Source organism: Burkholderia sp. Bp9031 (genome assembly GCF_003857965.1).
Taxonomy (GTDB): Bacteria; Pseudomonadota; Gammaproteobacteria; order Burkholderiales; family Burkholderiaceae; genus Burkholderia; species Burkholderia ambifaria_A.
In genome coordinates this window covers 71,932-92,400 of record NZ_QTPW01000022.1, presented here as the reverse complement: position 1 = coordinate 92,400, position 20,469 = coordinate 71,932, and the positions used below count along the sequence as shown (strand labels likewise).

The window sequence follows — 20,469 nt, the reverse complement described above, 5'->3', positions numbered from 1 at the left end:
GGAGCGCCCGATGAGCAAGAACACGGATCGCGCGATCGTCGTGAAGCGGGTGGCGCCGCAGAAGAAGGGCCACCACGGCGGCGCATGGAAGCTCGCGTATGCGGATTTCATGACCGCGATGATGGCGTTCTTCCTGCTGATGTGGCTGCTGGGCTCGGTCACGACGGTGCAGCTGAAGGGCATCGCCGACTATTTCAATACGCCGCTGAAGACCGCGCTGTTCGGCAGCGGCGATCGCAGCTCGCAGGACTCCAGCATCATCAACGGCGGGGGGCGCGACCTGTCGAGCCTCGACGCGGGCACGCTGCGCCGCGCGGACGGCACGACGTCGCTCGCGGAGCGCATCGCGAAGCCGACCGACGAGCAGGCGCGCGCGCAGGCGCAGGGCGCGCTCGAGCGGCTCGAGCAGGTGCGCCTGCACGACCTGCAGATCAAGCTGATGGCGGCGATCGAGGCGAATCCGACGCTGCGCCAGTTCAAGCAGCAGATCCGCATCGATTCGACGCTGATGGGGCTGCGCATCGAGATCGTCGATACGCAGAAGCGGCCGATGTTCGCGATGTCGAGCGACCAGGTCGAGCCGTACATGCGCGACATCCTGCGCGAGATCGGCAAGACGCTGAACGACGTGCCGAACCGGATCATCGTCCAGGGCCACACCGACGCGGTGCCGTACGCGGGCGGCGAAGGCGGCTACAGCAACTGGGAGTTGTCGGCCGACCGCGCGAACGCGTCGCGCCGCGAGCTGATCGCGGGCGGCATGGACGAGGCGAAGGTGCTGCGCGTGCTCGGCCTCGCATCGACGCAGAACCTGAACAAGGCCGATCCGCTCGATCCGGAAAACCGTCGGATCAGCGTGATCGTGTTGAACCGCAAATCCGAAGACGCGCTGATGCGCGACGACCAGACGACCACGACGCTGTCGGCCGACGCGGCGGGCTCGAAGCTGCTGGCCCAGCAGCTCGGCGGCCCGTCGCCGGCCGCGCGACCGGCGCTCGCGAGCGCCGCCGCCGTGGCGCCGAAACCCTGACGTTTCCCAGATGCCGAGACACGCATGCAACAACCCCCACGCTCACTTTGTTCGCTGCCCCTCGAGGGGGCGGTCAGCCGCCTTGGGGCGGCCCTGCGGAGGCTGACATGATCCGAACCATTCTCGCCATCGACGACTCCGCGACCATGCGTGCGCTGCTGCAGGCGACGCTTGCGCAGGCCGGCTACGACGTGACGGTGGCGCCGGACGGCGAAGCCGGCTTCGACATGGCGGCCACGGTGCCGTACGACCTGGTGCTGACCGACCAGAACATGCCGCGCAAGAACGGGCTCGAGGTGATCGCCGCGCTGCGCAAGCTGGGCGCATACACGGACACGCCGATCCTCGTGCTGACGACCGAAGGCAGCGATGCGTTCAAGGACGCCGCGCGCGACGCGGGCGCGACCGGCTGGATCGAGAAGCCGATCGACCCGGCCGTGCTGGTCGACCTGGTCGCGACGCTGTCCGAGCAGACAGCCCCCTGACATGAACGCGACGAATCCAACCGGTGACCGGGCATGACTCTCGACATCACGCAGTTCTACCAGACCTTTTTCGACGAAGCGGACGAGTTGCTCGCGCAGATGGAGCAGCTGCTGCTGAACCTCGACGTCGGCTCGCCCGACCCCGAGGACCTGGCCGCGATCTTCCGCGCCGCGCATTCGATCAAGGGCGGCGCGGCGACGTTCGGCTTTTCCGCGCTGACCGAGACGACCCACATCCTCGAGTCGCTGCTCGACCGCGCACGCAATCATGAGCTGACGCTGACCAAGGAAATGGTCGACGCGTTCCTCGAGACCAAGGACGTGCTGTCCGACCAGCTGGTCGACTATCGCGCGAGCGCGGAACCGGACGCGGCGGCTGCCGCGGCGATCTGCGCGAAGCTCGAACGCCTGAAGGCCGAGAGCGGCGGTGCGCCCGCGGACGTTGCGCCAGCCGTGCCGGCTGCTCCTGCCGTGACGACTGCACCGGCGACTGCACCGACACCGCCCGCCAGCAGCGATCGCGCGCCTGATCACGTGGTCGAACAGGCCGTCGCGGCCGCGCATCCGGTGGCCAATCCGGCCGACGCCGGCGCGGACGGCCCGCACCTGAAGATCACGCTCGTCGGCGTCGACGCGAAGGATCAGGCGCTGCTCACCGAGGAGCTCGGCAATCTCGGCCGGATCGTCGGCCGCGAGGAAGCGGGTGCGGACCTGACGCTGTGGCTCGAATCGGACGTGCCGTCCGACGACATCGTCGCCGTGTGCTGCTTCGTGATCGACGACAGCCAGATCCGCATCGCGCGCGGCACGGCGCCGGCTGCACCGGCGGCGCCTGCCGCCGCGCCGGCCGCAGCCGGACCGGCCGCCGCGCCGGAACCGGCCGCGCGGGTCGAGGTGTTCGCGCAAGCCGCCGGTGCCGCACCGGCCGCCGCGGCACCGCAAGCTCAACCGCAGCCGCAGCCGCAGCCGAGCGCCGCCGTGCAACCTGCGCCGCAACCGCACGCCGAACCCGAGGGGCAGGCCGCCCAGGCTGGCGCGCACCACGACGACAAGCGCGCGCGCCCGGCTGCCGCCGCGGCGGGTGCCGAGGGCAGCTCGATTCGCGTCGGCGTCGAGAAGGTCGACCAGCTGATCAACCTGGTCGGCGAGCTCGTGATCACGCAGGCGATGCTCGCGGAAACGGCGAGCGCGTTCGATCCGGCGCTGCATGACCGGCTGTTCAACGGGATGGCGCAGCTCGAGCGCAACGCGCGCGACCTGCAGGAAGCGGTGATGTCGATCCGCATGATGCCGATGGACTACGTGTTCAGCCGCTTCCCGCGGCTCGTGCGCGACCTGGCCGGCAAGCTCGGCAAGCAGGTCGAGCTCGTCACGTTCGGCCAGGCGACCGAGCTGGACAAGAGCCTGATCGAGCGGATCATCGACCCGCTCACGCACCTCGTGCGCAACAGCCTCGATCACGGGATCGAAACCGTCGACAAGCGCGTCGCCGCCGGCAAGGACGGGGTCGGCCAGCTCGTGCTGTCGGCCGCGCATCACGGCGGCAACATCGTGATCGAGGTCAGCGACGACGGCGCGGGCCTGAACCGCGAGCGGATCCTCGCGAAGGCGGCGAAGCAGGGCATGCAGGTGTCCGACAGCATCAGCGACGACGAAGTCTGGCAGCTGATCTTCGCGCCGGGCTTCTCGACCGCCGAGACGGTGACCGACGTGTCGGGCCGCGGCGTCGGGATGGACGTCGTGAAGCGCAACATCCAGTCGATGGGCGGCCACGTCGAGATCTCGTCGCAGGCCGGCCGCGGCACGACCACGCGGATCGTGCTGCCGCTCACGCTCGCGATCCTCGACGGGATGTCGGTGAAGGTCGGCAGCGAGATCTTCATCCTGCCGCTGAACTTCGTGATGGAGTCGCTGCAGCCGTCGAACGACGACATCTATACGGTCGGCAACGGCGAGCGCGTGGTGCGCGTGCGCGGCGAATACCTGCCGCTCGTCGCGCTGCACGAGGTGTTCTCGGTCGAGGACGCGCGCACCGATCCGACCCAGGGGATCGTCACGATCATGGAAACCGAGGGGCGCCGCTTCGCGATGCTGATCGACGAGCTGGTCGGCCAGCAGCAGGTGGTCGTGAAGAACCTCGAAACCAACTACCGCAAGGTGCACGGCATCTCGGCGGCGACCATCCTCGGCGACGGCAGCGTCGCGCTGATCGTCGACGTCGCGGCGCTGAACCGCGAAACCCGTGCGATGCACGGCGCCCGAGTGGGCGCCGAGCTCGCGATCTTCTGACTCTCGCCATTCAACCGATTGGGGGCAAACGTGTCTGCTGAAGTCCAAATGATCAATCCGGCCGCGGCGAACGCGGCTCATAGCCGCCGCGACGCCGAGCATGGCGATGCGACGGGCCAGGAATTCCTCGTCTTCACGCTCGGCGACGAGGAATACGGGATCGACATCCTGAAGGTGCAGGAAATCCGCGGCTACGACAGCGTCACGCGCATCGCGAATGCGCCGGACTTCATCAAGGGCGTGATCAATCTGCGCGGGATCATCGTGCCGATCGTCGACATGCGGATCAAGTTCCATCTCGGCCGCGTCGAGTACGACCACCAGACCGTCGTGATCATCCTGAACGTGTCGAACCGCGTGGTCGGGATGGTGGTCGACGGCGTGTCGGACGTGCTGACGCTGCAGACGGACCAGATCATGCCGGCGCCGGAATTCGGCGCGACGCTGACGACCGAGTACCTGACGGGCCTCGGCACGGTCGACGGCCGGATGCTGATCCTGATGGACATCGAGAAGCTGATGTCGAGCCGGGAAATGGCGCTGATCGAGTCGCTCGGCGCATAAGCGCGCCGCGCGCGCAGGAACTTCGGGAGAATCCGCAATGTTGCATAACTGGTCGATCCGCACGACGCTCACGGCGGTCGGACTCATCCTCGTGGCGCTGGCCGCAGCCGTCGGCGGGCTCGGCCTGGTCGCGCTGAATCACGCGAGCCGTTCGCTCGACGAGATCGCGCACGTCGATCTGCCTGCGATCCACATGCTCGACGACACGTCGTCGTACCTGCTGCGTGCGCGCGTGTCGCTCGACCGCTTCCGCTCGCTGACCGAGGCTGGCAACACGGCCGAGGCGAGCAAGGTGCTCGACCGCGCGCAGGAGCTGTACGCGAAGTCGAACCAGAACTGGCAGGCGTTCCAGTCGACGCCGAAGCGCGGCGTCGAGCAGGCGCTCGTCGACGAACTCGCCGCGCGCTACGCGACGATCGTGAAGGAAGGCGTCGAGCCCGAGTTCGCGGCCGCGCGCGCGGGCGACATGGCGGCGTACCACGCGGTCGCCGATACCAGGATCAGCCCGATGTTCGTCGCGTACGACCAGGCGGCATCGGCCGTGATCGCATCGCTGCAGAAGCGCGCGGAAGAACGCCAGGCCGCGACGCAGTCGCAGATCTCGATGATGATCGGCCTGATCGCGGCCGGCATCGCGATCGCGTTCGTCGTCGTGATCGCGATTCGCTTCGCGCTGCGCGGGCTGATCGTGAAGCCGCTCGAGGACGCGATCGCGCACTTCGAGCGCATCGCCGGCGGCGACCTCACGCAGCCGGTGAACGTGTTCAGCACCAACGAGATCGGCCGCCTGTTCGGCGGCATCAAGCGAATGCAGGACGCCGTGACGACGATGGTGCAGGCCGTGCATCGCGGCACCGAGTCGATCGACGTCGGCGCGCATGAGATCTCGACCGGCAACACCGACCTGTCGCAGCGCACCGAGGAGCAGGCCGCATCGCTGCAGGAAACCGCATCGAGCATGGAGCAGCTGACCGGTACCGTGCGGCAGAACGCGGAGAACGCGCGGCAGGCGAGCCAGCTTGCGGTGAACGCGTCCGACATCGCGACGCAGGGCGGCGAGGTGGTCGGCCAGGTCGTGTCGACGATGCAGGACATCGCGGCGAGCTCGGGCAAGGTCGTCGACATCATCGGCACGATCGAAGGCATTGCATTCCAGACCAACATCCTCGCGCTGAACGCGGCGGTCGAAGCCGCGCGTGCGGGCGAGCAGGGCCGCGGCTTCGCGGTGGTCGCGGGTGAAGTGCGCTCGCTGGCCCAGCGCAGCGCGAGCGCCGCGAAGGAGATCAAGCAGCTGATCGGCGATTCGGCCGAGAAGGTCGAAAGCGGGTCGGCGCTCGTCTCGCGGGCCGGCTCGACGATGGACGAGATCGTGCAGGCCGTGCGCCGCGTGACCGACATCATGGGCGAGATCAGCGCCGCGTCGGACGAGCAGTCGACCGGCATCGAGCAGGTCAATCGCGCGGTCGGCCAGATGGATTCGGTCACGCAGCAGAACGCGGCGCTCGTCGAGCAGGCCGCGGCGGCGGCCGCGTCGCTCGAGGAGCAGACGCGCCAGATGAAGTCGATCGTGTCGGCGTGGCGCGTCGCGGGCGGCATCGCGCTCGCGCCGGCGCGCAGCGCCGTGCGCCCGGCCGCGCACGCACCGGCCGCCGCGCCGGCGTTGCCGTCGGAGAGCCGTTTCGAAGCCGCGCCGGCCGCACTGCCGGCACCGCAGGGCGCCGCCAAGCCGGCCCGTCGTGCAACGCCTGCGCCGCATGCCGCGGCACCGGCCACGAGCCACGAAGCGAAGCGCGCGGCGGATTCCACTGCACGCGCAGCGAAGGAAGCGCCGGCTGCGGGCGGCTACGGCCCGCGTCTCGCGAAGGCGGCCGCACCGGCGCACAAGCCGGCCGAGAAGCCCGCACTGGTACGTCCGGCGCTGAACGGCGAGAAGCCGGCGCTGGCTGCGGCCGGTACCTCCGACGACGATTGGGAGACCTTCTAAGCCATGCCGTCCGCGCGCGCACCGTTTCGACCCGATGCACCGGATAGCTCGCTTCGCGCGGGCGAGCCGGGGCGCGACTTCGCGTTCACCGGCGCGGATTTCGCACGCATCCGCGCGCTGATCCATCAACGCGCGGGTATCTCGCTGTCCGAGCACAAGCGCGACATGGCGTACAGCCGGCTGGCCCGCCGGCTGCGCGCACGCGGCCTCGACACGTTCCGCGACTATCTCGACCTGCTCGAGCAGGAGAACGATCCGCTCGAGTGGGAGGCGTTCACCAACGCGCTGACGACGAACCTGACCGCGTTCTTCCGCGAGTCGCACCATTTCCCGATCCTCGCCGACTTCGTGAAGGGGCGCGCGGCGCCCGTGTCGGTGTGGTGCTCGGCGGCGTCGACCGGCGAGGAGCCTTACTCGATCGCGATCACGCTGATCGAGGCGCTCGGCGAATCGGCCGCGCGCGGCGCATCGATCCTCGCGACCGATCTCGACACGCAGGTGCTCGCGAAGGCCGAGGCCGGCATCTATACGGTCGACCAGGTCAAGCACCTGAGCCCGGAGCGGCTCAAGCGCTTCTTCCTGAAGGGCACCGGCGCGCAGGCCGGCCGCGTGAAGGTGCGCCCGGAACTGCGCGCGATGATCCGCTTCGAGCAGCTGAACCTGACCGATGCCGACTACGGGATCGCGAAGCCGTTCGACGCGATCTTCTGCCGCAACGTGATGATCTATTTCGACAAGCCGACGCAGGGGCAGGTGCTGTCGCGCTTCGAGCCGCTCGTGAAGCCGGGCGGGCTGCTGTTCGCCGGGCATTCGGAGAATTTCACGTACGTCACGCAGGCGTTCCGGCTGCGCGGGCAGACGGTGTACGAACTGACGCGCGATGCCGCGGCGCTCTCGCGCCCGCGCGGCGCGGCGCCCGCCGCGGCCGTGGCGCCGCGCACCCATGCGCGTGCCGCGCCCGCTTACGGAGACCGCGGATGAGCGCCCTGCCGATTGCGACCAATCGCTACTTCGACACCCACTTCGAACGCCCCGGCGTGAAGCTGCTGCCGAACGAGTTCTACACGACGTCCGAGGACATGGTGCTGATGACCGTGCTCGGCTCGTGCGTCGCCGCGTGCCTGCACGACCCGTTCGCGGGTATCGGCGGGATGAATCACTTCATGCTGCCCGACGACGGCGCCGATGCCGGCGCGGCCGCGTCGGAGTCGATGCGCTACGGCGCGTACGCGATGGAAGTGCTGATCAACGAACTGATCAAGGCCGGCGGGCGCCGCGAGCGCATCGAGGCGAAGGTGTTCGGCGGCGCGGCCGTGCTGGCCGGGATGACGACGATCAACATCGGCGATCGCAATGCGGATTTCGTGCGCCGCTATCTCGCGCTCGAACGCATCCGCATCGCCGCGGAGGATCTGCAGGGCGTGCACCCGCGCAAGGTCGCGTTCATGCCGCGCACCGGGCGCGCGATGGTGAAGAAGCTGCGGCTGCAGGTGCCGGGCGTGACCGAGCGCGAAGCCGCGCTGGCGCGCGAGGCCGACCGCGTGCGCGCCGTCCGGCCGCGCGCGCACGTCGAGCTGTTCGCGGCGAAACGGCCGGCCGCGCCGCCGCCGCCGGCGCGCCCGCGCATCGAGCTGTTCGGCGCCCGCGGTGCCGGCGCCGCGCAGGCGACGAACACGAAGACCGGCAGCCCGAACGCCGGCAGCCCGTATGCGGCCAACCTTTCGAGAAAGCAGGAGGCATGACCGCAGTGCAGAAGATCAAAGTGTTGTGCGTCGACGACTCGGCGCTGATCCGCAGCCTGATGACGGAGATCATCAACAGCCAGCCCGACATGATGGTGTGCGCGACCGCGCCCGATCCGCTCGTCGCGCGCGAGCTCATCAAGCAGCACAACCCGGACGTCCTGACGCTGGACGTCGAAATGCCGCGCATGGACGGGCTCGACTTTCTCGAGAAGCTGATGCGCCTGCGGCCGATGCCGGTCGTGATGGTGTCGTCGCTCACCGAGCGCGGCTCCGAGATCACGCTGCGCGCGCTCGAGCTCGGCGCGGTGGATTTCGTGACGAAGCCGCGCGTCGGGATTCGCGACGGCATGCTCGAGTACGCGGAAAAGCTCGCGGACAAGATCCGTGCCGCGTCGCGCGCCCGCGTGCGCCAGGCGCCGCAGCCGCAGGCCGTCGCGCGCACGGCGAGCGGCCAGCCGGCCGCGCCGATGATCAACAACCCGCTCGTCAGTACCGAGAAGCTGATCATCATCGGCGCGTCGACGGGCGGCACCGAGGCGATCCGCGAGGTGCTGACGCCGCTGCCGCCGGATGCGCCGGCGGTGCTGATCGCGCAGCACATGCCGCCCGGCTTCACGAAGTCCTTCGCGCAGCGGCTGAACGGCTTGTGCCGGATCGCGGTGAAGGAAGCCGAGCACGGCGAGCGCGTGCTGCCGGGCCATGCGTACATCGCGCCGGGCCATGCGCACCTGCTGCTCGCGAGGAGCGGCGCGAACTACATCGCGCAGCTCTCCGACGAGCCGCCGGTGAACCGTCACCGGCCGTCGGTCGACGTGCTGTTCCGCTCGGCGGCGCAGCACGCGGGCAAGAATGCGATCGGCGTGATCCTCACGGGGATGGGCCGCGACGGCGCGGCCGGCCTGCTGGACATGAAGCGCGCGGGCGCCCACACGTTCGCGCAGGACGAGGCGAGCTGCGTCGTGTTCGGGATGCCGCGCGAGGCGATCGCGCTCGGCGGCGCGGACGAGATCGCGCCGCTTTCCGAGATGAGCCGGCGCGTGATGGCGCGACTGGCGACGATGGGCGACCGCGTGCAGCGCGTCTGAATGAAATGTCATGGGGCACGTGCGATGCTGCGCGCGCCGACGGTAACGAATCTGCAAAGGAACGACGATGGACAAGAGCATGAAAATCCTGGTGGTGGACGATTTCCCGACGATGCGCCGGATCGTCCGCAACCTGCTCAAGGAACTGGGCTACACGAACGTCGACGAAGCCGAGGACGGCGCGGCAGGCCTCGCGCGGCTGCGCGGCGGCAGCTTCGACTTCGTGATCTCCGACTGGAACATGCCGAACCTCGACGGCCTCGCGATGCTGAAGGAAATCCGCGCGGACGCGACGCTCACGCACCTGCCGGTGCTGATGGTCACGGCCGAGTCGAAGAAGGAGAACATCATCGCGGCCGCGCAGGCGGGTGCGAGCGGCTACGTCGTGAAGCCGTTCACGGCCGCGACGCTCGACGAGAAGCTGAACAAGATCATCGACAAGATGGTCAAGGCCGGGAGCTGACGTGAACGAGCCGATCCATGCGGCGCTCGCCGGCGCGGCGATCAATGCCGACGGCCACGCCGAAGGCGCCGATTACGCGAGCGACCGGATCCTCGCGCGCATCGGCCACGTCACGCGCACGCTGCGCGATTCGATGCGCGAGCTCGGGCTCGACAAGCACGTCGAGCGCGCGGCGGAGGCCGTGCCCGATGCACGCGACCGGCTGCGCTACGTCGCGACGATGACCGAGCAGGCGGCCGAGCGCGTGCTGAACGCGATCGAGATCGCCAAGCCCGTGCAGGAGCGCATCCAGAACGAGGCCGAGGCGCTCGATGCGCGCTGGGCGCAGTGGTACGCGGCGCCGATCGAGCACGCGGAAGTGCGCGAACTGATGGACGACACGCGCACGTTCCTGCATACGCTGCCCGAAGCGACGTCCGCGACCGGCGCGCAGCTGCTCGAGATCATGCTCGCGCAGGATTTCCAGGATCTGACCGGGCAGGTGATCAAGAAGATCATGGACATGGTCTACCTGATCGAGCAGCAGCTGCTCACCGTGCTCGTCGAGAACATCGCGCCCGAGCGGCGCGAGCAGTTCGCGGCGACCGCCGCCGCGCTCGCGGCCGAGCAGGTCAGCACGACCGGCAGCCCGGAGTCGCTGCTGAACGGTCCGCAGGTCGCGCCGGAAGGCAAGTCCGACGTCGTGCAGGACCAGGCGCAGGTCGACGACCTGCTCGCGAGTCTCGGCTTCTGACCCCGACACATCGCACCGGGCCGCTCCGTGCCGCGGAGCGGCCCGGTGCGTATGGTCGTCGCCGGTTTCCCCCACCCGCCGTGAGCGGGCGTCGCCGCACGTCATGCCGCGACGATTTGACACTCGGACACACTCCGCAGGCATACTACGCGTCAGCAGCAACGAAGCGTCATTCTTGAGACTTTCATTTGTTGACCTGCGAGGCCGAGCCTGACAGCGGCGGCGGGCAACGAAGCCAGTCCCTTGGGGGGGAACGTGAAGCTGAAACGCTTGGGCTGGGCCGCCGCGCGCGCGATGGCGGCAATGGGTGTGCTGTGGACCGTCCACGCACACGCCGAACTGGGCGGCGCGCCGATGTCGCCACCGGCGGACGATCACGCCGCCACCGTGCGCGCGATGCAGCGCGCGATGCGCTCGGCCGACGGTGCGCAGGCGAGCACGGCCGCCTACACCGTCCGCGAGATCACACTCGGATCGGGCACCGTCATCCACGAATACACGAGCGCCGCGGGCACCGTGTTCGGTCTCGCCTGGCGCGGGCCGAGCATGCCGGACCTGGCGTCGCTGCTCGGCAGCTATTTCCCGCAGTACACCGCCGGCGTCCAGGCCGCGCACGCGGCGCGCGGCTGGCGCGCGCCCGTGTCCGTCGATACGAGCGGTCTGGTGATCCGTACGGGCGGCCACATGGGCGCCTTCGCGGGCCAGGCGTGGCTGCCGGCGGCGCTGCCGGCCGGCCTGTCCGGCCCCGACATCCAGTGACAGCGGGAGAGCGATCTTGAGAATTCCTCGTACCTTCAAGCACTGGCTCGGCCTGCTGAGCCTGGCGGCTGCCACGGCCATGCTCGTAACGGCATGTGGCGGCGGCGGCGACGGCGGCGGTGGTGGTAGCGGCGGCGGCAATGGCGGCGGCTCCAGCGTATCGGACGGCAATACCGCGAACACGGCCGTGATCACGGTCGGCACCGGCGTCGCGCGCGTGATCAACATCCCGACCGTCAACGTGAAGATCTGCGCGCCGGGCACGTCGAACTGCCAGGTGGTCAGCAACGTGCTCGTCGACACCGCGTCGTACGGGCTGCGGCTGGTCGGCAGCGCCGTGTCGGGCGTGCTGAACAACCTGCCGAAGGTGACGAGCGGCGGCGCGCCGGTCGCCGAATGCGGGAAGTTCGTGTCGAGCTACACGTGGGGCACGGTGCGTACCGTCGACCTGTCGATCGGCACCGAGCAGGCGAGTTCGCTGCCGGTTCAGATCATCGGTGACCTCGGCACGTCCAACGTGCCGAGCTCGTGCACGAACGGCGGCATGTCGGCCAACACGGCGAGCGACCTCGGCGCGAACGGCATCCTCGGCATCGGGCCGGCGCCGTTCGATTGCGGCACGACCTGCGCGACGTCGACGTCGGCGACGAACAACAACTACTACGCGTGCCCGAACGGCAATTCGAGCTGTGCAGTCACGCTGGTGCCGATCTCGCAGCAGGTGGCCAACCCGGTCCATCGCTTCGCGACCGACAACAACGGCGTGATCGTGCAGATGCCGAACATCTCGAGCAGCGGGCAGGGCAGCGCGACGGGCCTGCTGACGTTCGGGATCGGTACGCAGAGCAACAACGCGCTCGGGGCGTCGACGGTGCTGACGTCGACGACGACGGGCGACGTGAGCGCGACCTTCCTCGGCGGCAGCGTGACCGCGTTCTTCGATACGGGCTCGAACGCGTACTTCTTCAACGATTCGTCGCAGAAGATCTGCTCGACCAACACGCAGTTCTACTGCCCGTCGTCGACGACCACCTACACGGCGACGCTGACCGGTCAGAACGGTACGTCGGGCGGCGTGTCGATGCCCGTCGCGAACGCCGACACGCTGTTCGCGAACGCGTCGACGTTCGCGTTCAACGACATCGCCGGCCCGTTCGGCACGGCCGGCTGGCTCGATCTCGGTCTGCCGCATTTCTACGGCAAGACGATCTACTTCGGGATGGACAAGACCGCGAGCGGCGGCGCGCAGCCTTACGTCGCGTTCTGACCGCGCACGAACGGCGGCAGCAAGAGGGGGCGAGCGATCGCCCCCTTTTTTCGCCTTCGGCCGGGCGGCGGGCAGACTACGTTCCGGGCGGCCGCACCGTGCCGATACAGCGCCTACGATATAAGGCCGGCACCGGTGCCGGCACGACATCGAGGAGACAGCGCCATGAGCCAGCGAATCCAACGCATCACGCCGTTTCTGTGGTTCGACCAGGACGCCGAGGCGGCCGCCAGCTTCTACGTGTCGGTGTTCGACGACGCGCGCATCCTGCACGTCGCCCGCTACGGCAAGTCGGGCGCGCAGGCGTCCGGGCGGGCCGAGGGCACGGTGATGACGGTGTCGTTCGAACTGGACGGGCAGGCGTTTCTCGCGCTGAACGGCGGCCCGGCGTTTCCGCTCACGCCGGCCGTGTCGTTCGTCGTCAACTGCCGCGACCAGCGCGAGATCGACCGCTACTGGGCGGCGCTCGCCGAAGGCGGCGACGAGCGCGCGCAGCAGTGCGGCTGGCTGCGCGACCGCTTCGGCGTGTCGTGGCAGGTGGTGCCCGTGCAGATGCCCGAACTGATGGCGGGCGACCCGGCACGCGCCGAGCGCGTGATGGCGCAGGTGATGAAGATGAAGAAGCTGGATCTCGATGCGCTGCAGCAGGCGGCGGCCGGCTAGCGCAGAGGCCGGCCGGGATGCGCGGCTTGCGATGTATGCGCGCGACGCCCGGCGCGATTTTCCTGCTGCTGGCGATCGTCGCACTGGTCGTGTCGCTCGCGCGGGTGCCGCCGGGCCTCGCGGTCACTGTTCGCCGCCTGCACGATAAGGGCTGCTCCGGCTGGTTCCTGCCGATCGCGTTCATTCCAATCGTCGGCGGAATCCTGCTGCTCGTGTGGATGTGCGCGCGCGGTACCGACGGCCCGAACCGCTACGGCTTGGATCAGACTCCGGCAATCTGAGCGCCGCCCGCCCCGACGCGCGGCCGGCGCGTCGGGGCGATCCGATGATCGCTTCACGGCTGCTTCGATTCCCCGCTTCCCCCGTCATCTGCTTCTCCCCACCTGCCCGCGGACGCGTTGTTCACAGCCTCCCCTGCCTGCCGCCCCCCGCCGTACCGCCTTCCCCGATTCCCCGAAATACCCCCCTTTCCCGGCTTTGCTCGACCGATCGGCGTTTGACGTGCGCATGAATAATCGGTGTCACTGGAAAGCGGCATCCCGCCGTACCCGACTGGAGGCCCCGTGGCAGACGAGAGCGATCTCGACAGAACCGAAGCCGCCACTCCCAGGCGCCGCGAGAAGGCGCGCGAGGAGGGGCAGGTCGCGCGTTCGCGCGAGCTGGCTTCGTTCGCGCTGCTCGCGGCCGGGTTCTACGGTGCGTGGCTGCTCGCGGGTCCGTCGGGCGCTCACCTGAAGACGATGCTGCGTGGCGCGTTCACGTTCGATCGCGCCACCGCGTTCGATACGCACCGGATGCTGTCGGCGGCCGGCAGCGCGAGCCTGGAAGGTTTCGCCGCGCTGCTGCCGATCCTCGCGCTCACCGGCCTGGCCGCGCTGCTCGCGCCGATGGCGCTCGGCGGCTGGCTGATCTCGCAGAAGACCTTCGAGCTGAAGTTCGACCGCCTGAACCCGATCTCGGGTCTCGGCCGGATCTTCTCGATCCAGGGGCCGATCCAGCTCGGGATGTCGCTCGCGAAGACGCTCGTCGTCGGCGGGATCGGCGGGATCGCGATCTGGCGCAGCAAGGACGAGCTGCTCGGTCTCGCGACCCAGCCGCTCGGCTCGGCGCTCGCCGATGCGATGCACCTGGTCGCCGTGTGCTGCGGCACGACGGTCGCCGGGATGCTGGTGGTCGCCGCGCTCGACGTGCCTTACCAACTCTGGCAGTACAACAAGAAGTTGCGCATGACGAAGGAAGAAGTGAAGCGCGAGCATCGCGAGAACGAAGGCGATCCGCACGTGAAGGGCCGCATCCGCCAGCAGCAGCGCGCGATCGCGCGGCGCCGGATGATGGCCGCCGTGCCGAAGGCCGACGTGGTCGTCACGAACCCGACGCACTTCGCCGTCGCCTTGCAGTACACGGACGGCGAGATGCGCGCGCCGAAGGTCGTCGCGAAGGGCGTGAACCTCGTCGCCGCGCGCATCCGCGAGCTCGCGGCCGAACACAACGTGCCGCTGCTCGAGGCGCCGCCGCTCGCGCGTGCGCTGTATCACAACGTCGAACTCGAACGCGAGATTCCCGGCTCGCTGTACTCGGCCGTCGCCGAGGTGCTCGCGTGGGTCTACCAGCTGCGGCGCTTCCGCTCGGAAGGCGGCGCGTTCCCGGCCGCGCCGGTCGAGCTCGACGTGCCGGCGGAACTCGACAAGGGGGCGTCGGTATCGGCCGGCGACGCGCGTGAAGAAGCCGAAGACACGCTCGGCAAGCAAGGGAACGCAGTATGAGCACCCCGACCACCGGCCTGTTCGCCAAACGCCCGAACCCGTTCGCGGGCACCAACCTGCGCGCGCTCGCGGGCCCGATCCTCATCTGCATGATCCTGGGGATGATGATCCTGCCGCTGCCGCCGCTGCTGCTGGATCTGCTGTTCACGTTCAACATCGCGCTGTCGGTGATGGTGCTGCTCGTCAGCATGTACACGATGAAGCCGCTCGACTTCGCGGCGTTCCCGAGCGTGCTGCTGTTCTCGACGCTGTTGCGCCTGTCGCTGAACGTCGCGTCGACGCGCGTCGTGCTGCTCGAGGGCCACACCGGCCCCGACGCGGCCGGCCAGGTGATCGAGGCGTTCGGCCACTTCCTCGTCGGCGGCAACTTCGCGGTCGGCATCGTCGTGTTCGTGATCCTGATGATCATCAACTTCATGGTGATCACGAAGGGCGCGGGGCGGATCGCCGAAGTGTCCGCGCGCTTCACGCTCGACGCGATGCCCGGCAAGCAGATGGCGATCGACGCCGACCTGAACGCGGGCCTCATCAACGAGGAGCAGGCGCGCAAGCGCCGCCAGGCCGTGTCGCAGGAAGCCGAGTTCTACGGGTCGATGGACGGCGCGTCGAAGTTCGTGCGCGGCGACGCGATCGCCGGCCTGATCATCATGGCGATCAACGTGATCGGCGGGCTGATCGTCGGGATGGTCCAGCACGACATGACGTTCGTCGCGGCCGGCACCAACTACACGCTGCTGACGATCGGCGACGGCCTCGTCGCGCAGATCCCGTCGCTCGTGATCTCGACGGCGGCCGGCGTGATCGTGTCGCGCGTCGCGACCGACGAGGACATCGGCACGCAGATCACCGGCCAGCTGTTCACGAACCCGCGCGTGCTGACCATCACCGGTGCGATCATCGTGCTGATGGGGCTGATTCCCGGGATGCCGCACTTCGCGTTCCTCGCGCTCGGCGGCGGCGCGATCTGGCTGGCCCGCACGCAGACCAGGCGCGCGGCGGCCCGCAAGGCGGCCGGCGACGTGACCGACATCGCACCGCCCGCCGTGCTGCCGTCCGACAGCCACGAGGCGACCTGGGACGACGTGCAGCTGATCGACCCGCTCGGCCTGGAAGTCGGCTACCGGCTGATTCCGCTCGTCGACAAGAACAGCGACGGCGAGCTGCTCAAGCGCATCAAGAGCATCCGCAAGAAATTCGCGCAGGAAATCGGCTTCCTGCCTCCGGTGATCCATATCCGCGACAACCTCGAACTGCGGCCGAACGCGTACCGGATCGCGCTGAAGGGCGTCGAGATTGGCACGGGCGAAGTGTTCCCGGGCCAGTGGCTCGCGATCAACCCGGGCCAGGTGACGGCCGCGCTGCCGGGCGCCGCGACGCAGGATCCGGCGTTCGGGCTGCCGGCCGTGTGGATCGACGTCGCGATGCGCGAACAGGCGCAGGTGTACGGCTACACGGTGGTCGACGCGAGCACGGTCGTCGCGACGCACCTGAATCATCTGGTCGTCCAGCACGCGGCCGAGCTGCTCGGCCGCCAGGAAGTGCAGGCGCTCGTCGAGCGCACCGGCAAGGACGCGCCGTCGCTCGTCGAGGACCTCGTGCCGAAGACGATCTCGCTGACGACGCTGCAGAAAGTGCTGCAGAACCTGCTCGAGGAAGGCGTGCCGATCCGCGACATGCGCACGATCCTCGAGGCCGTGTCCGAACACGCCGGCCGCGGCGACGCGTATGAGATCACCGCCGCGGTGCGGCTGTCGCTCGGCCGCGCGATCACCCAGCAGTGGTATCCGGGCTCGGGCGAGATGCAGGTGATGGGCATCGATTCGAATCTCGAGCGCGTGCTGTCGCAGGCGCTCGCCACTGGCGCGAACCCGGGCCTCGAGCCCGGCCTCGCGCACAACCTTCTGACCGGCACGCAACAGGCGATGCTGCGTCAACAGAATCTCGGGCTGCCGCCCGTGCTGCTGGTGCAGCACGCGCTGCGCGCGATGCTCGCGCGCTTCCTGCGCCGCAGCCTGCCGCAACTGAAAGTGCTGTCGTATGCCGAAGTGCCGGACACGCGCACGATCAAAGTCGTTAACGTCATCGGGGGTTCCGCTTGAACATTCGCAAATTCACCGGCGCGACCAGCCGCGACGCGCTTCGCCTCGTGCGAGAGGCACTGGGCGCCGACGCCGTCGTGCTGTCGAACCGCACGCTCGATGACGGCAGCGTCGAAATCGTCGCACTCGCCGACTCGGATCTCGCCGCGGTCACGCCGCAGGCCGTCGCGCGGGCACGCACGCTTGCGCCGCGCGCACCGGAATCCGTGCCGGCCGCCGCTGTGCCGGGCATCGTGCCGCGCCCCGGCGCCGCACGCGCGCGCCCGGCCGCCAATCCGTATGCGGCAGGCGACGGCGGGCTGCCGGACGTGTTCTCGTCGGTGTTCGGCGCGAGCGCCGAAGCGATGGAACCGGCTGCAGAACCGGCCGCCTTCGATGCCGACGCGCACGCAACGGAGCCCGCATCGCCGTCGTCGGCGGCGCCCGCTGCCGGCGCAGCGGCGGCAGGCACGCCGGCCGCATCGTCCGAACCCGCACCGTGGCTCGTCGAGCATGCGAAGCGCCTGACGCAGCAGCGCGAAGCGCTGATCGCCCGCGCGCAGGCGGCGCAGGCCGCACCGCAGGCGCCGGTCCGCACGCAGCAGGACGCCGCGTCCGCGACGCCGGCCGGCTGGGCGCGCGACATCGTGCGCGACGCCGAACGCCGGATGCCGTCCGCCGCCGCCGCCGCCGCCACCCGCGCGAGCGAAACCAGTGCCGCGAAGCCGGCCGAGCGCGCGGGCCTGTCCGCCGAGGCGGCCGCTGCGGTGGCCGACGCGCTGAAGGCGCGCATCGAGAGCATCGTCAACGACACGGTGATGCACGAGCTCGGCGCGATGCGCGGGATGATGCAGGAGCAGTTCGACAGCCTGATGTGGCACGACCGCCAGCGCCGCAGCCCGGTGCACGGCGCGCTGACCAAGCACCTGTTCTCGGCCGGCTTCTCCGCGCAACTGGTGCGCATGCTGGTCGACAACCTGCCGTCCGGCGACAGCACGCAAACCTTCGACCAGGCCGCCGAATGGGCGCAGTCGGTGCTCGCGGCGAACCTGCCGGTGCTCGAGAGCGAGGACGCGCTGATGGAGCGCGGCGGCGTGTTCGCGCTGATGGGGCCGACCGGGGTCGGCAAGACGACCACCACCGCGAAGCTTGCCGCGCGCTGCGTGATGCGCTTCGGCGCGAGCAAGGTCGCGCTGCTGACCACCGACAGCTACCGGATCGGCGGCCACGAGCAGCTGCGCATCTTCGGCAAGATTCTCGGCGTGCCGGTGCACGCGGTGAAGGATGCGGGCGACCTCGAGCTCGCGCTGTCCGAGTTGCGCAACAAGCACATCGTGCTGATCGACACGATCGGCATGAGCCAGCGCGACCGCGCGCTGTCCGACCAGATCGCGATGCTGCACGGCGCGAACGCGCCGGTGCAGCGCCTGCTGCTGCTCAACGCGACGAGCCACGGCGACACGCTCAACGAAGTCGTGCAGGCGTACCGCAGCGCGGGCGAGCATCCGGACCTCGCCGGCTGCATCCTCACCAAGCTCGACGAGGCGACCCACCTCGGCGGCGTGCTCGACACGGTGATCCGCTACAAGCTGCCCGTCCACTACGTGTCGACCGGCCAGAAGGTGCCGGAGAACCTGTACGTCGCGTCGACCAAATTCCTGCTGAAGAGCGCGTTCTGCGTACCGCGCGACGGCTCGCCCTTCGTGCCCCAGGACGAAGACATGCCGACGCTGCTGTCCGCACTGGCCGCACGTTCCACCGCCGAGCTGCACGAGGTGCGATTTGGATAAACGGATCATCGACCAGGCCGAAGGGCTGCGACGCCTGCTGGCCGGGCGCGCGTCGCGCATCGTCGCGGTGACGGGCGGCCCGGCGGGCGTCGGCTGCACGTCCACCGTCGTGAACGTCGCGGCCGCGCTGACCGCGCTCGGCAAGGACGTGCTCGTCGTCGACGAGCGTGCCAACGTCCATTCGGGCGTGGCGACGCTCGCGGGCGCATGGCTGCGCGACGGCGAACGCACGCGTGTTGCCGCCGGGTTCGGCCTGTGCGCGGCCGCGCGGCTCGCGCGCGACGGCTACAGCGACGCGCAACTGAGCGACTTCATCGACGGCCAGGCGGACATCGTGCTGGTCGACGCACAGCTCGGCGCGGACGGCACGCTCTCCGCACTCGCGCGCGAGGCGCACGACGTGCTGATCGTCACGCGGGTCGCCGCGCAGGCGATCACCGAGGCGTATGCATGCATGAAGCGCCTGCATTTCGCGCATGCGGTCGCGCAGTTCCGCTTGCTGACCAACCACGTCGGCAGCCACACCGACGCCAGGACCGCATTCGACAATCTCGCAGGCGTCGCGAGCCGCTACCTGACGGTGTCGATCGCCGATGCCGGCTGCGTGAGCGCCGATCCGCTCGTCGAGCATGCACGCGACCTGATGCATACCGTGGTCGACGCGTTCCCGTCGTCGGCCGCCGCGCGCGATTACCGGCAGATTGCCGCCGACCTGCTGTACTGGCCGATGCGCCCGGGCTCGGGCGCGGGGCGCGCCGTGCATGCGGGCGGCAAGCCGTCGTACGAGGCGGGTGCGGCCCACGCCGCGTGAGACCGGAAGGAGAGAGCCATGATGTACAACGCTCAAGGAAAGATGACCCAGGCCGACGTGCTCGCGCAATACGCGCCGCTCGTGCGGCGCCTGGGCCTGCAGCTCGTCGCGAAGATGCCGGCGAGCGTCGACCTCGACGACCTGATCCAGGCCGGCATGATCGGCCTGATGGACGCGGCCGGCCGCTACAAGGAAGACCAGGGCGCGCAGTTCGAGACCTACGCGACCCAGCGCATCCGCGGCGCGATGCTCGACGAGCTGCGCAGCAACGACTGGCTGCCGCGCAGCCTGCGCAAGACGTCGCGCGAGGTCGAGCACGCGGTGCACCAGGTCGAGCAGCAGCTCGGCCGCTCGGCGAGCGAGACCGAGATCGCGCAGCACCTGAAGATGCCGCTCGACGAGTACCAGGGGATGCTGCAGGACCTGCACGGCAGCCAGCTCATCTACTACGAGGATTTCGACCGCGCGGCCGACGACGAGCCGTTCCTCGACCGCTATCGCGTCGATCACGCCGATCCGCTGTCGGCGCTGCTCGACGAACACCTGCGCGAGGCGCTCGTCGACGCGATCGAGCGGCTGCCCGAGCGCGAGAAGCTGCTGATGTCGCTGTACTACGAGCGCGGGCTGAATCTGCGCGAGATCGGCGCGGTGCTCGAAGTGAGCGAATCGCGCGTGTGCCAGCTGCACAGCCAGGCCGTCGCGCGCCTGCGCGCGCGGCTGCGCGAACAGGCGTGGGTCGGGGCGGAGAACTGACCCTTTCATTGTGCCCACGCGCCCCGACGCGGCGCGCGGCGCGCATTTCCCGCGCCGATTTGCTACAATCCCTCCCGTTTTCCGAGGAGCGTTGCGACGGACCTTCTGCGTTCGCCAGGCTCGGAGAGCTTCACCAAGCAGCCGTGCGGCGAGATTCGCGCCGGCCCCGCTTCCTGAACGGCGCTCACGTCACCAATTTCTAGAACT

General features: G+C 69.3%; 19 protein-coding genes and 1 riboswitch. All 19 genes read left to right on the top strand.

The window, feature by feature from the left end; genetic code table 11:
• Positions 1–10 precede the first annotated feature (10 nt).
• The 19 genes from motB to DIE15_RS24995 all read left to right on the top strand — a co-directional run bounded on the left by motB (position 11) and on the right by DIE15_RS24995 (position 20,262).
• A complete protein-coding gene (gene motB / locus DIE15_RS25085) occupies positions 11–1,030 on the top strand; it encodes a flagellar motor protein MotB (protein ID WP_124834621.1) in 1,020 nt (339 codons plus the stop codon).
• A gap of 107 nt (positions 1,031–1,137) precedes the next feature.
• Positions 1,138–1,515, top strand: coding sequence for a response regulator (locus DIE15_RS25080; RefSeq protein ID WP_057930168.1), 378 nt, complete (start codon positions 1,138–1,140; stop codon positions 1,513–1,515).
• A 33-nt stretch (positions 1,516–1,548) separates the two neighbouring features.
• Positions 1,549–3,804: a chemotaxis protein CheA gene (cheA, locus tag DIE15_RS25075; protein ID WP_124834620.1), complete on the top strand. Its 2,256-nt coding sequence runs from the start codon at positions 1,549–1,551 to the stop codon at positions 3,802–3,804.
• Positions 3,805–3,852: 48 nt separating this feature from the next.
• Complete coding sequence (gene cheW, locus DIE15_RS25070) at positions 3,853–4,368, top strand: chemotaxis protein CheW (RefSeq protein ID WP_057930170.1); 516 nt, start codon at positions 3,853–3,855, stop codon at positions 4,366–4,368.
• Between the two features lie 37 nt (positions 4,369–4,405).
• Complete coding sequence (locus tag DIE15_RS25065) at positions 4,406–6,352, top strand: methyl-accepting chemotaxis protein (RefSeq protein ID WP_057930171.1); 1,947 nt, start codon at positions 4,406–4,408, stop codon at positions 6,350–6,352.
• A 3-nt stretch (positions 6,353–6,355) separates the two neighbouring features.
• Positions 6,356–7,333: a CheR family methyltransferase gene (locus tag DIE15_RS25060; RefSeq protein ID WP_124834619.1), complete on the top strand. Its 978-nt coding sequence runs from the start codon at positions 6,356–6,358 to the stop codon at positions 7,331–7,333.
• On the top strand, positions 7,330–8,094 hold the full coding sequence (gene cheD, locus DIE15_RS25055; RefSeq protein ID WP_057930173.1) for a chemoreceptor glutamine deamidase CheD: 765 nt from the start codon (positions 7,330–7,332) through the stop codon (positions 8,092–8,094). The genes DIE15_RS25060 and cheD overlap by 4 nt, the downstream gene beginning before the upstream one ends.
• A complete protein-coding gene (locus DIE15_RS25050; RefSeq protein ID WP_124834618.1) occupies positions 8,091–9,182 on the top strand; it encodes a chemotaxis response regulator protein-glutamate methylesterase in 1,092 nt (363 codons plus the stop codon). The genes cheD and DIE15_RS25050 overlap by 4 nt, the downstream gene beginning before the upstream one ends.
• A gap of 67 nt (positions 9,183–9,249) precedes the next feature.
• Positions 9,250–9,645 (top strand): chemotaxis response regulator CheY, encoded by a 396-nt coding sequence (gene cheY / locus DIE15_RS25045; protein WP_057930175.1) that lies wholly within the window; start codon positions 9,250–9,252, stop codon positions 9,643–9,645.
• A 1-nt stretch (position 9,646) separates the two neighbouring features.
• A complete protein-coding gene (cheZ, locus tag DIE15_RS25040) occupies positions 9,647–10,378 on the top strand; it encodes a protein phosphatase CheZ (protein ID WP_057930176.1) in 732 nt (243 codons plus the stop codon).
• 255 nt (positions 10,379–10,633) lie between these two features.
• A complete protein-coding gene (locus DIE15_RS25035) occupies positions 10,634–11,137 on the top strand; it encodes a DUF2844 domain-containing protein (RefSeq protein WP_124834617.1) in 504 nt (167 codons plus the stop codon).
• Positions 11,138–11,153: 16 nt separating this feature from the next.
• Positions 11,154–12,404, top strand: a complete 1,251-nt coding sequence (locus DIE15_RS25030; RefSeq protein ID WP_057930178.1) for a DUF3443 domain-containing protein — start codon at positions 11,154–11,156, stop codon at positions 12,402–12,404.
• 165 nt (positions 12,405–12,569) lie between these two features.
• Complete coding sequence (locus tag DIE15_RS25025) at positions 12,570–13,067, top strand: VOC family protein (protein ID WP_124834616.1); 498 nt, start codon at positions 12,570–12,572, stop codon at positions 13,065–13,067.
• 35 nt (positions 13,068–13,102) lie between these two features.
• Complete coding sequence (locus tag DIE15_RS25020) at positions 13,103–13,348, top strand: DUF805 domain-containing protein (RefSeq protein ID WP_244104938.1); 246 nt, start codon at positions 13,103–13,105, stop codon at positions 13,346–13,348.
• A gap of 282 nt (positions 13,349–13,630) precedes the next feature.
• Entirely contained in the window at positions 13,631–14,830 is a 1,200-nt protein-coding gene (gene flhB, locus DIE15_RS25015) for a flagellar biosynthesis protein FlhB (protein WP_124834614.1), read from the top strand.
• Complete coding sequence (flhA, locus tag DIE15_RS25010; protein WP_057930030.1) at positions 14,827–16,929, top strand: flagellar biosynthesis protein FlhA; 2,103 nt, start codon at positions 14,827–14,829, stop codon at positions 16,927–16,929. The genes flhB and flhA overlap by 4 nt, the downstream gene beginning before the upstream one ends.
• Positions 16,926–18,698, top strand: coding sequence for a flagellar biosynthesis protein FlhF (flhF, locus tag DIE15_RS25005; RefSeq protein WP_124834613.1), 1,773 nt, complete (start codon positions 16,926–16,928; stop codon positions 18,696–18,698). The genes flhA and flhF overlap by 4 nt, the downstream gene beginning before the upstream one ends.
• Positions 18,691–19,509 (top strand): MinD/ParA family protein, encoded by an 819-nt coding sequence (locus DIE15_RS25000; protein WP_124834612.1) that lies wholly within the window; start codon positions 18,691–18,693, stop codon positions 19,507–19,509. The genes flhF and DIE15_RS25000 overlap by 8 nt, the downstream gene beginning before the upstream one ends.
• A gap of 18 nt (positions 19,510–19,527) precedes the next feature.
• Entirely contained in the window at positions 19,528–20,262 is a 735-nt protein-coding gene (locus DIE15_RS24995) for an RNA polymerase sigma factor FliA (RefSeq protein ID WP_057930027.1), read from the top strand.
• A 77-nt stretch (positions 20,263–20,339) separates the two neighbouring features.
• A riboswitch (S-adenosyl-L-homocysteine riboswitch) is annotated at positions 20,340–20,455 on the top strand.
• Positions 20,456–20,469: the final 14 nt, after the last annotated feature.

Coding starts and splice junctions, on each gene's coding strand:
- motB (WP_124834621.1), top strand. CDS start 11: ATGAGCAAGAACACGGATCGCGCGATCGTCGTGAAGCGGGTGGCGCCG.
- DIE15_RS25080 (WP_057930168.1), top strand. CDS start 1,138: ATGATCCGAACCATTCTCGCCATCGACGACTCCGCGACCATGCGTGCG.
- cheA (WP_124834620.1), top strand. CDS start 1,549: ATGACTCTCGACATCACGCAGTTCTACCAGACCTTTTTCGACGAAGCG.
- cheW (WP_057930170.1), top strand. CDS start 3,853: ATGATCAATCCGGCCGCGGCGAACGCGGCTCATAGCCGCCGCGACGCC.
- DIE15_RS25065 (WP_057930171.1), top strand. CDS start 4,406: ATGTTGCATAACTGGTCGATCCGCACGACGCTCACGGCGGTCGGACTC.
- DIE15_RS25060 (WP_124834619.1), top strand. CDS start 6,356: ATGCCGTCCGCGCGCGCACCGTTTCGACCCGATGCACCGGATAGCTCG.
- cheD (WP_057930173.1), top strand. CDS start 7,330: ATGAGCGCCCTGCCGATTGCGACCAATCGCTACTTCGACACCCACTTC.
- DIE15_RS25050 (WP_124834618.1), top strand. CDS start 8,091: ATGACCGCAGTGCAGAAGATCAAAGTGTTGTGCGTCGACGACTCGGCG.
- cheY (WP_057930175.1), top strand. CDS start 9,250: ATGGACAAGAGCATGAAAATCCTGGTGGTGGACGATTTCCCGACGATG.
- DIE15_RS25025 (WP_124834616.1), top strand. CDS start 12,570: ATGAGCCAGCGAATCCAACGCATCACGCCGTTTCTGTGGTTCGACCAG.
- DIE15_RS25020 (WP_244104938.1), top strand. CDS start 13,103: ATGCGCGCGACGCCCGGCGCGATTTTCCTGCTGCTGGCGATCGTCGCA.
- flhA (WP_057930030.1), top strand. CDS start 14,827: ATGAGCACCCCGACCACCGGCCTGTTCGCCAAACGCCCGAACCCGTTC.
- DIE15_RS24995 (WP_057930027.1), top strand. CDS start 19,528: ATGATGTACAACGCTCAAGGAAAGATGACCCAGGCCGACGTGCTCGCG.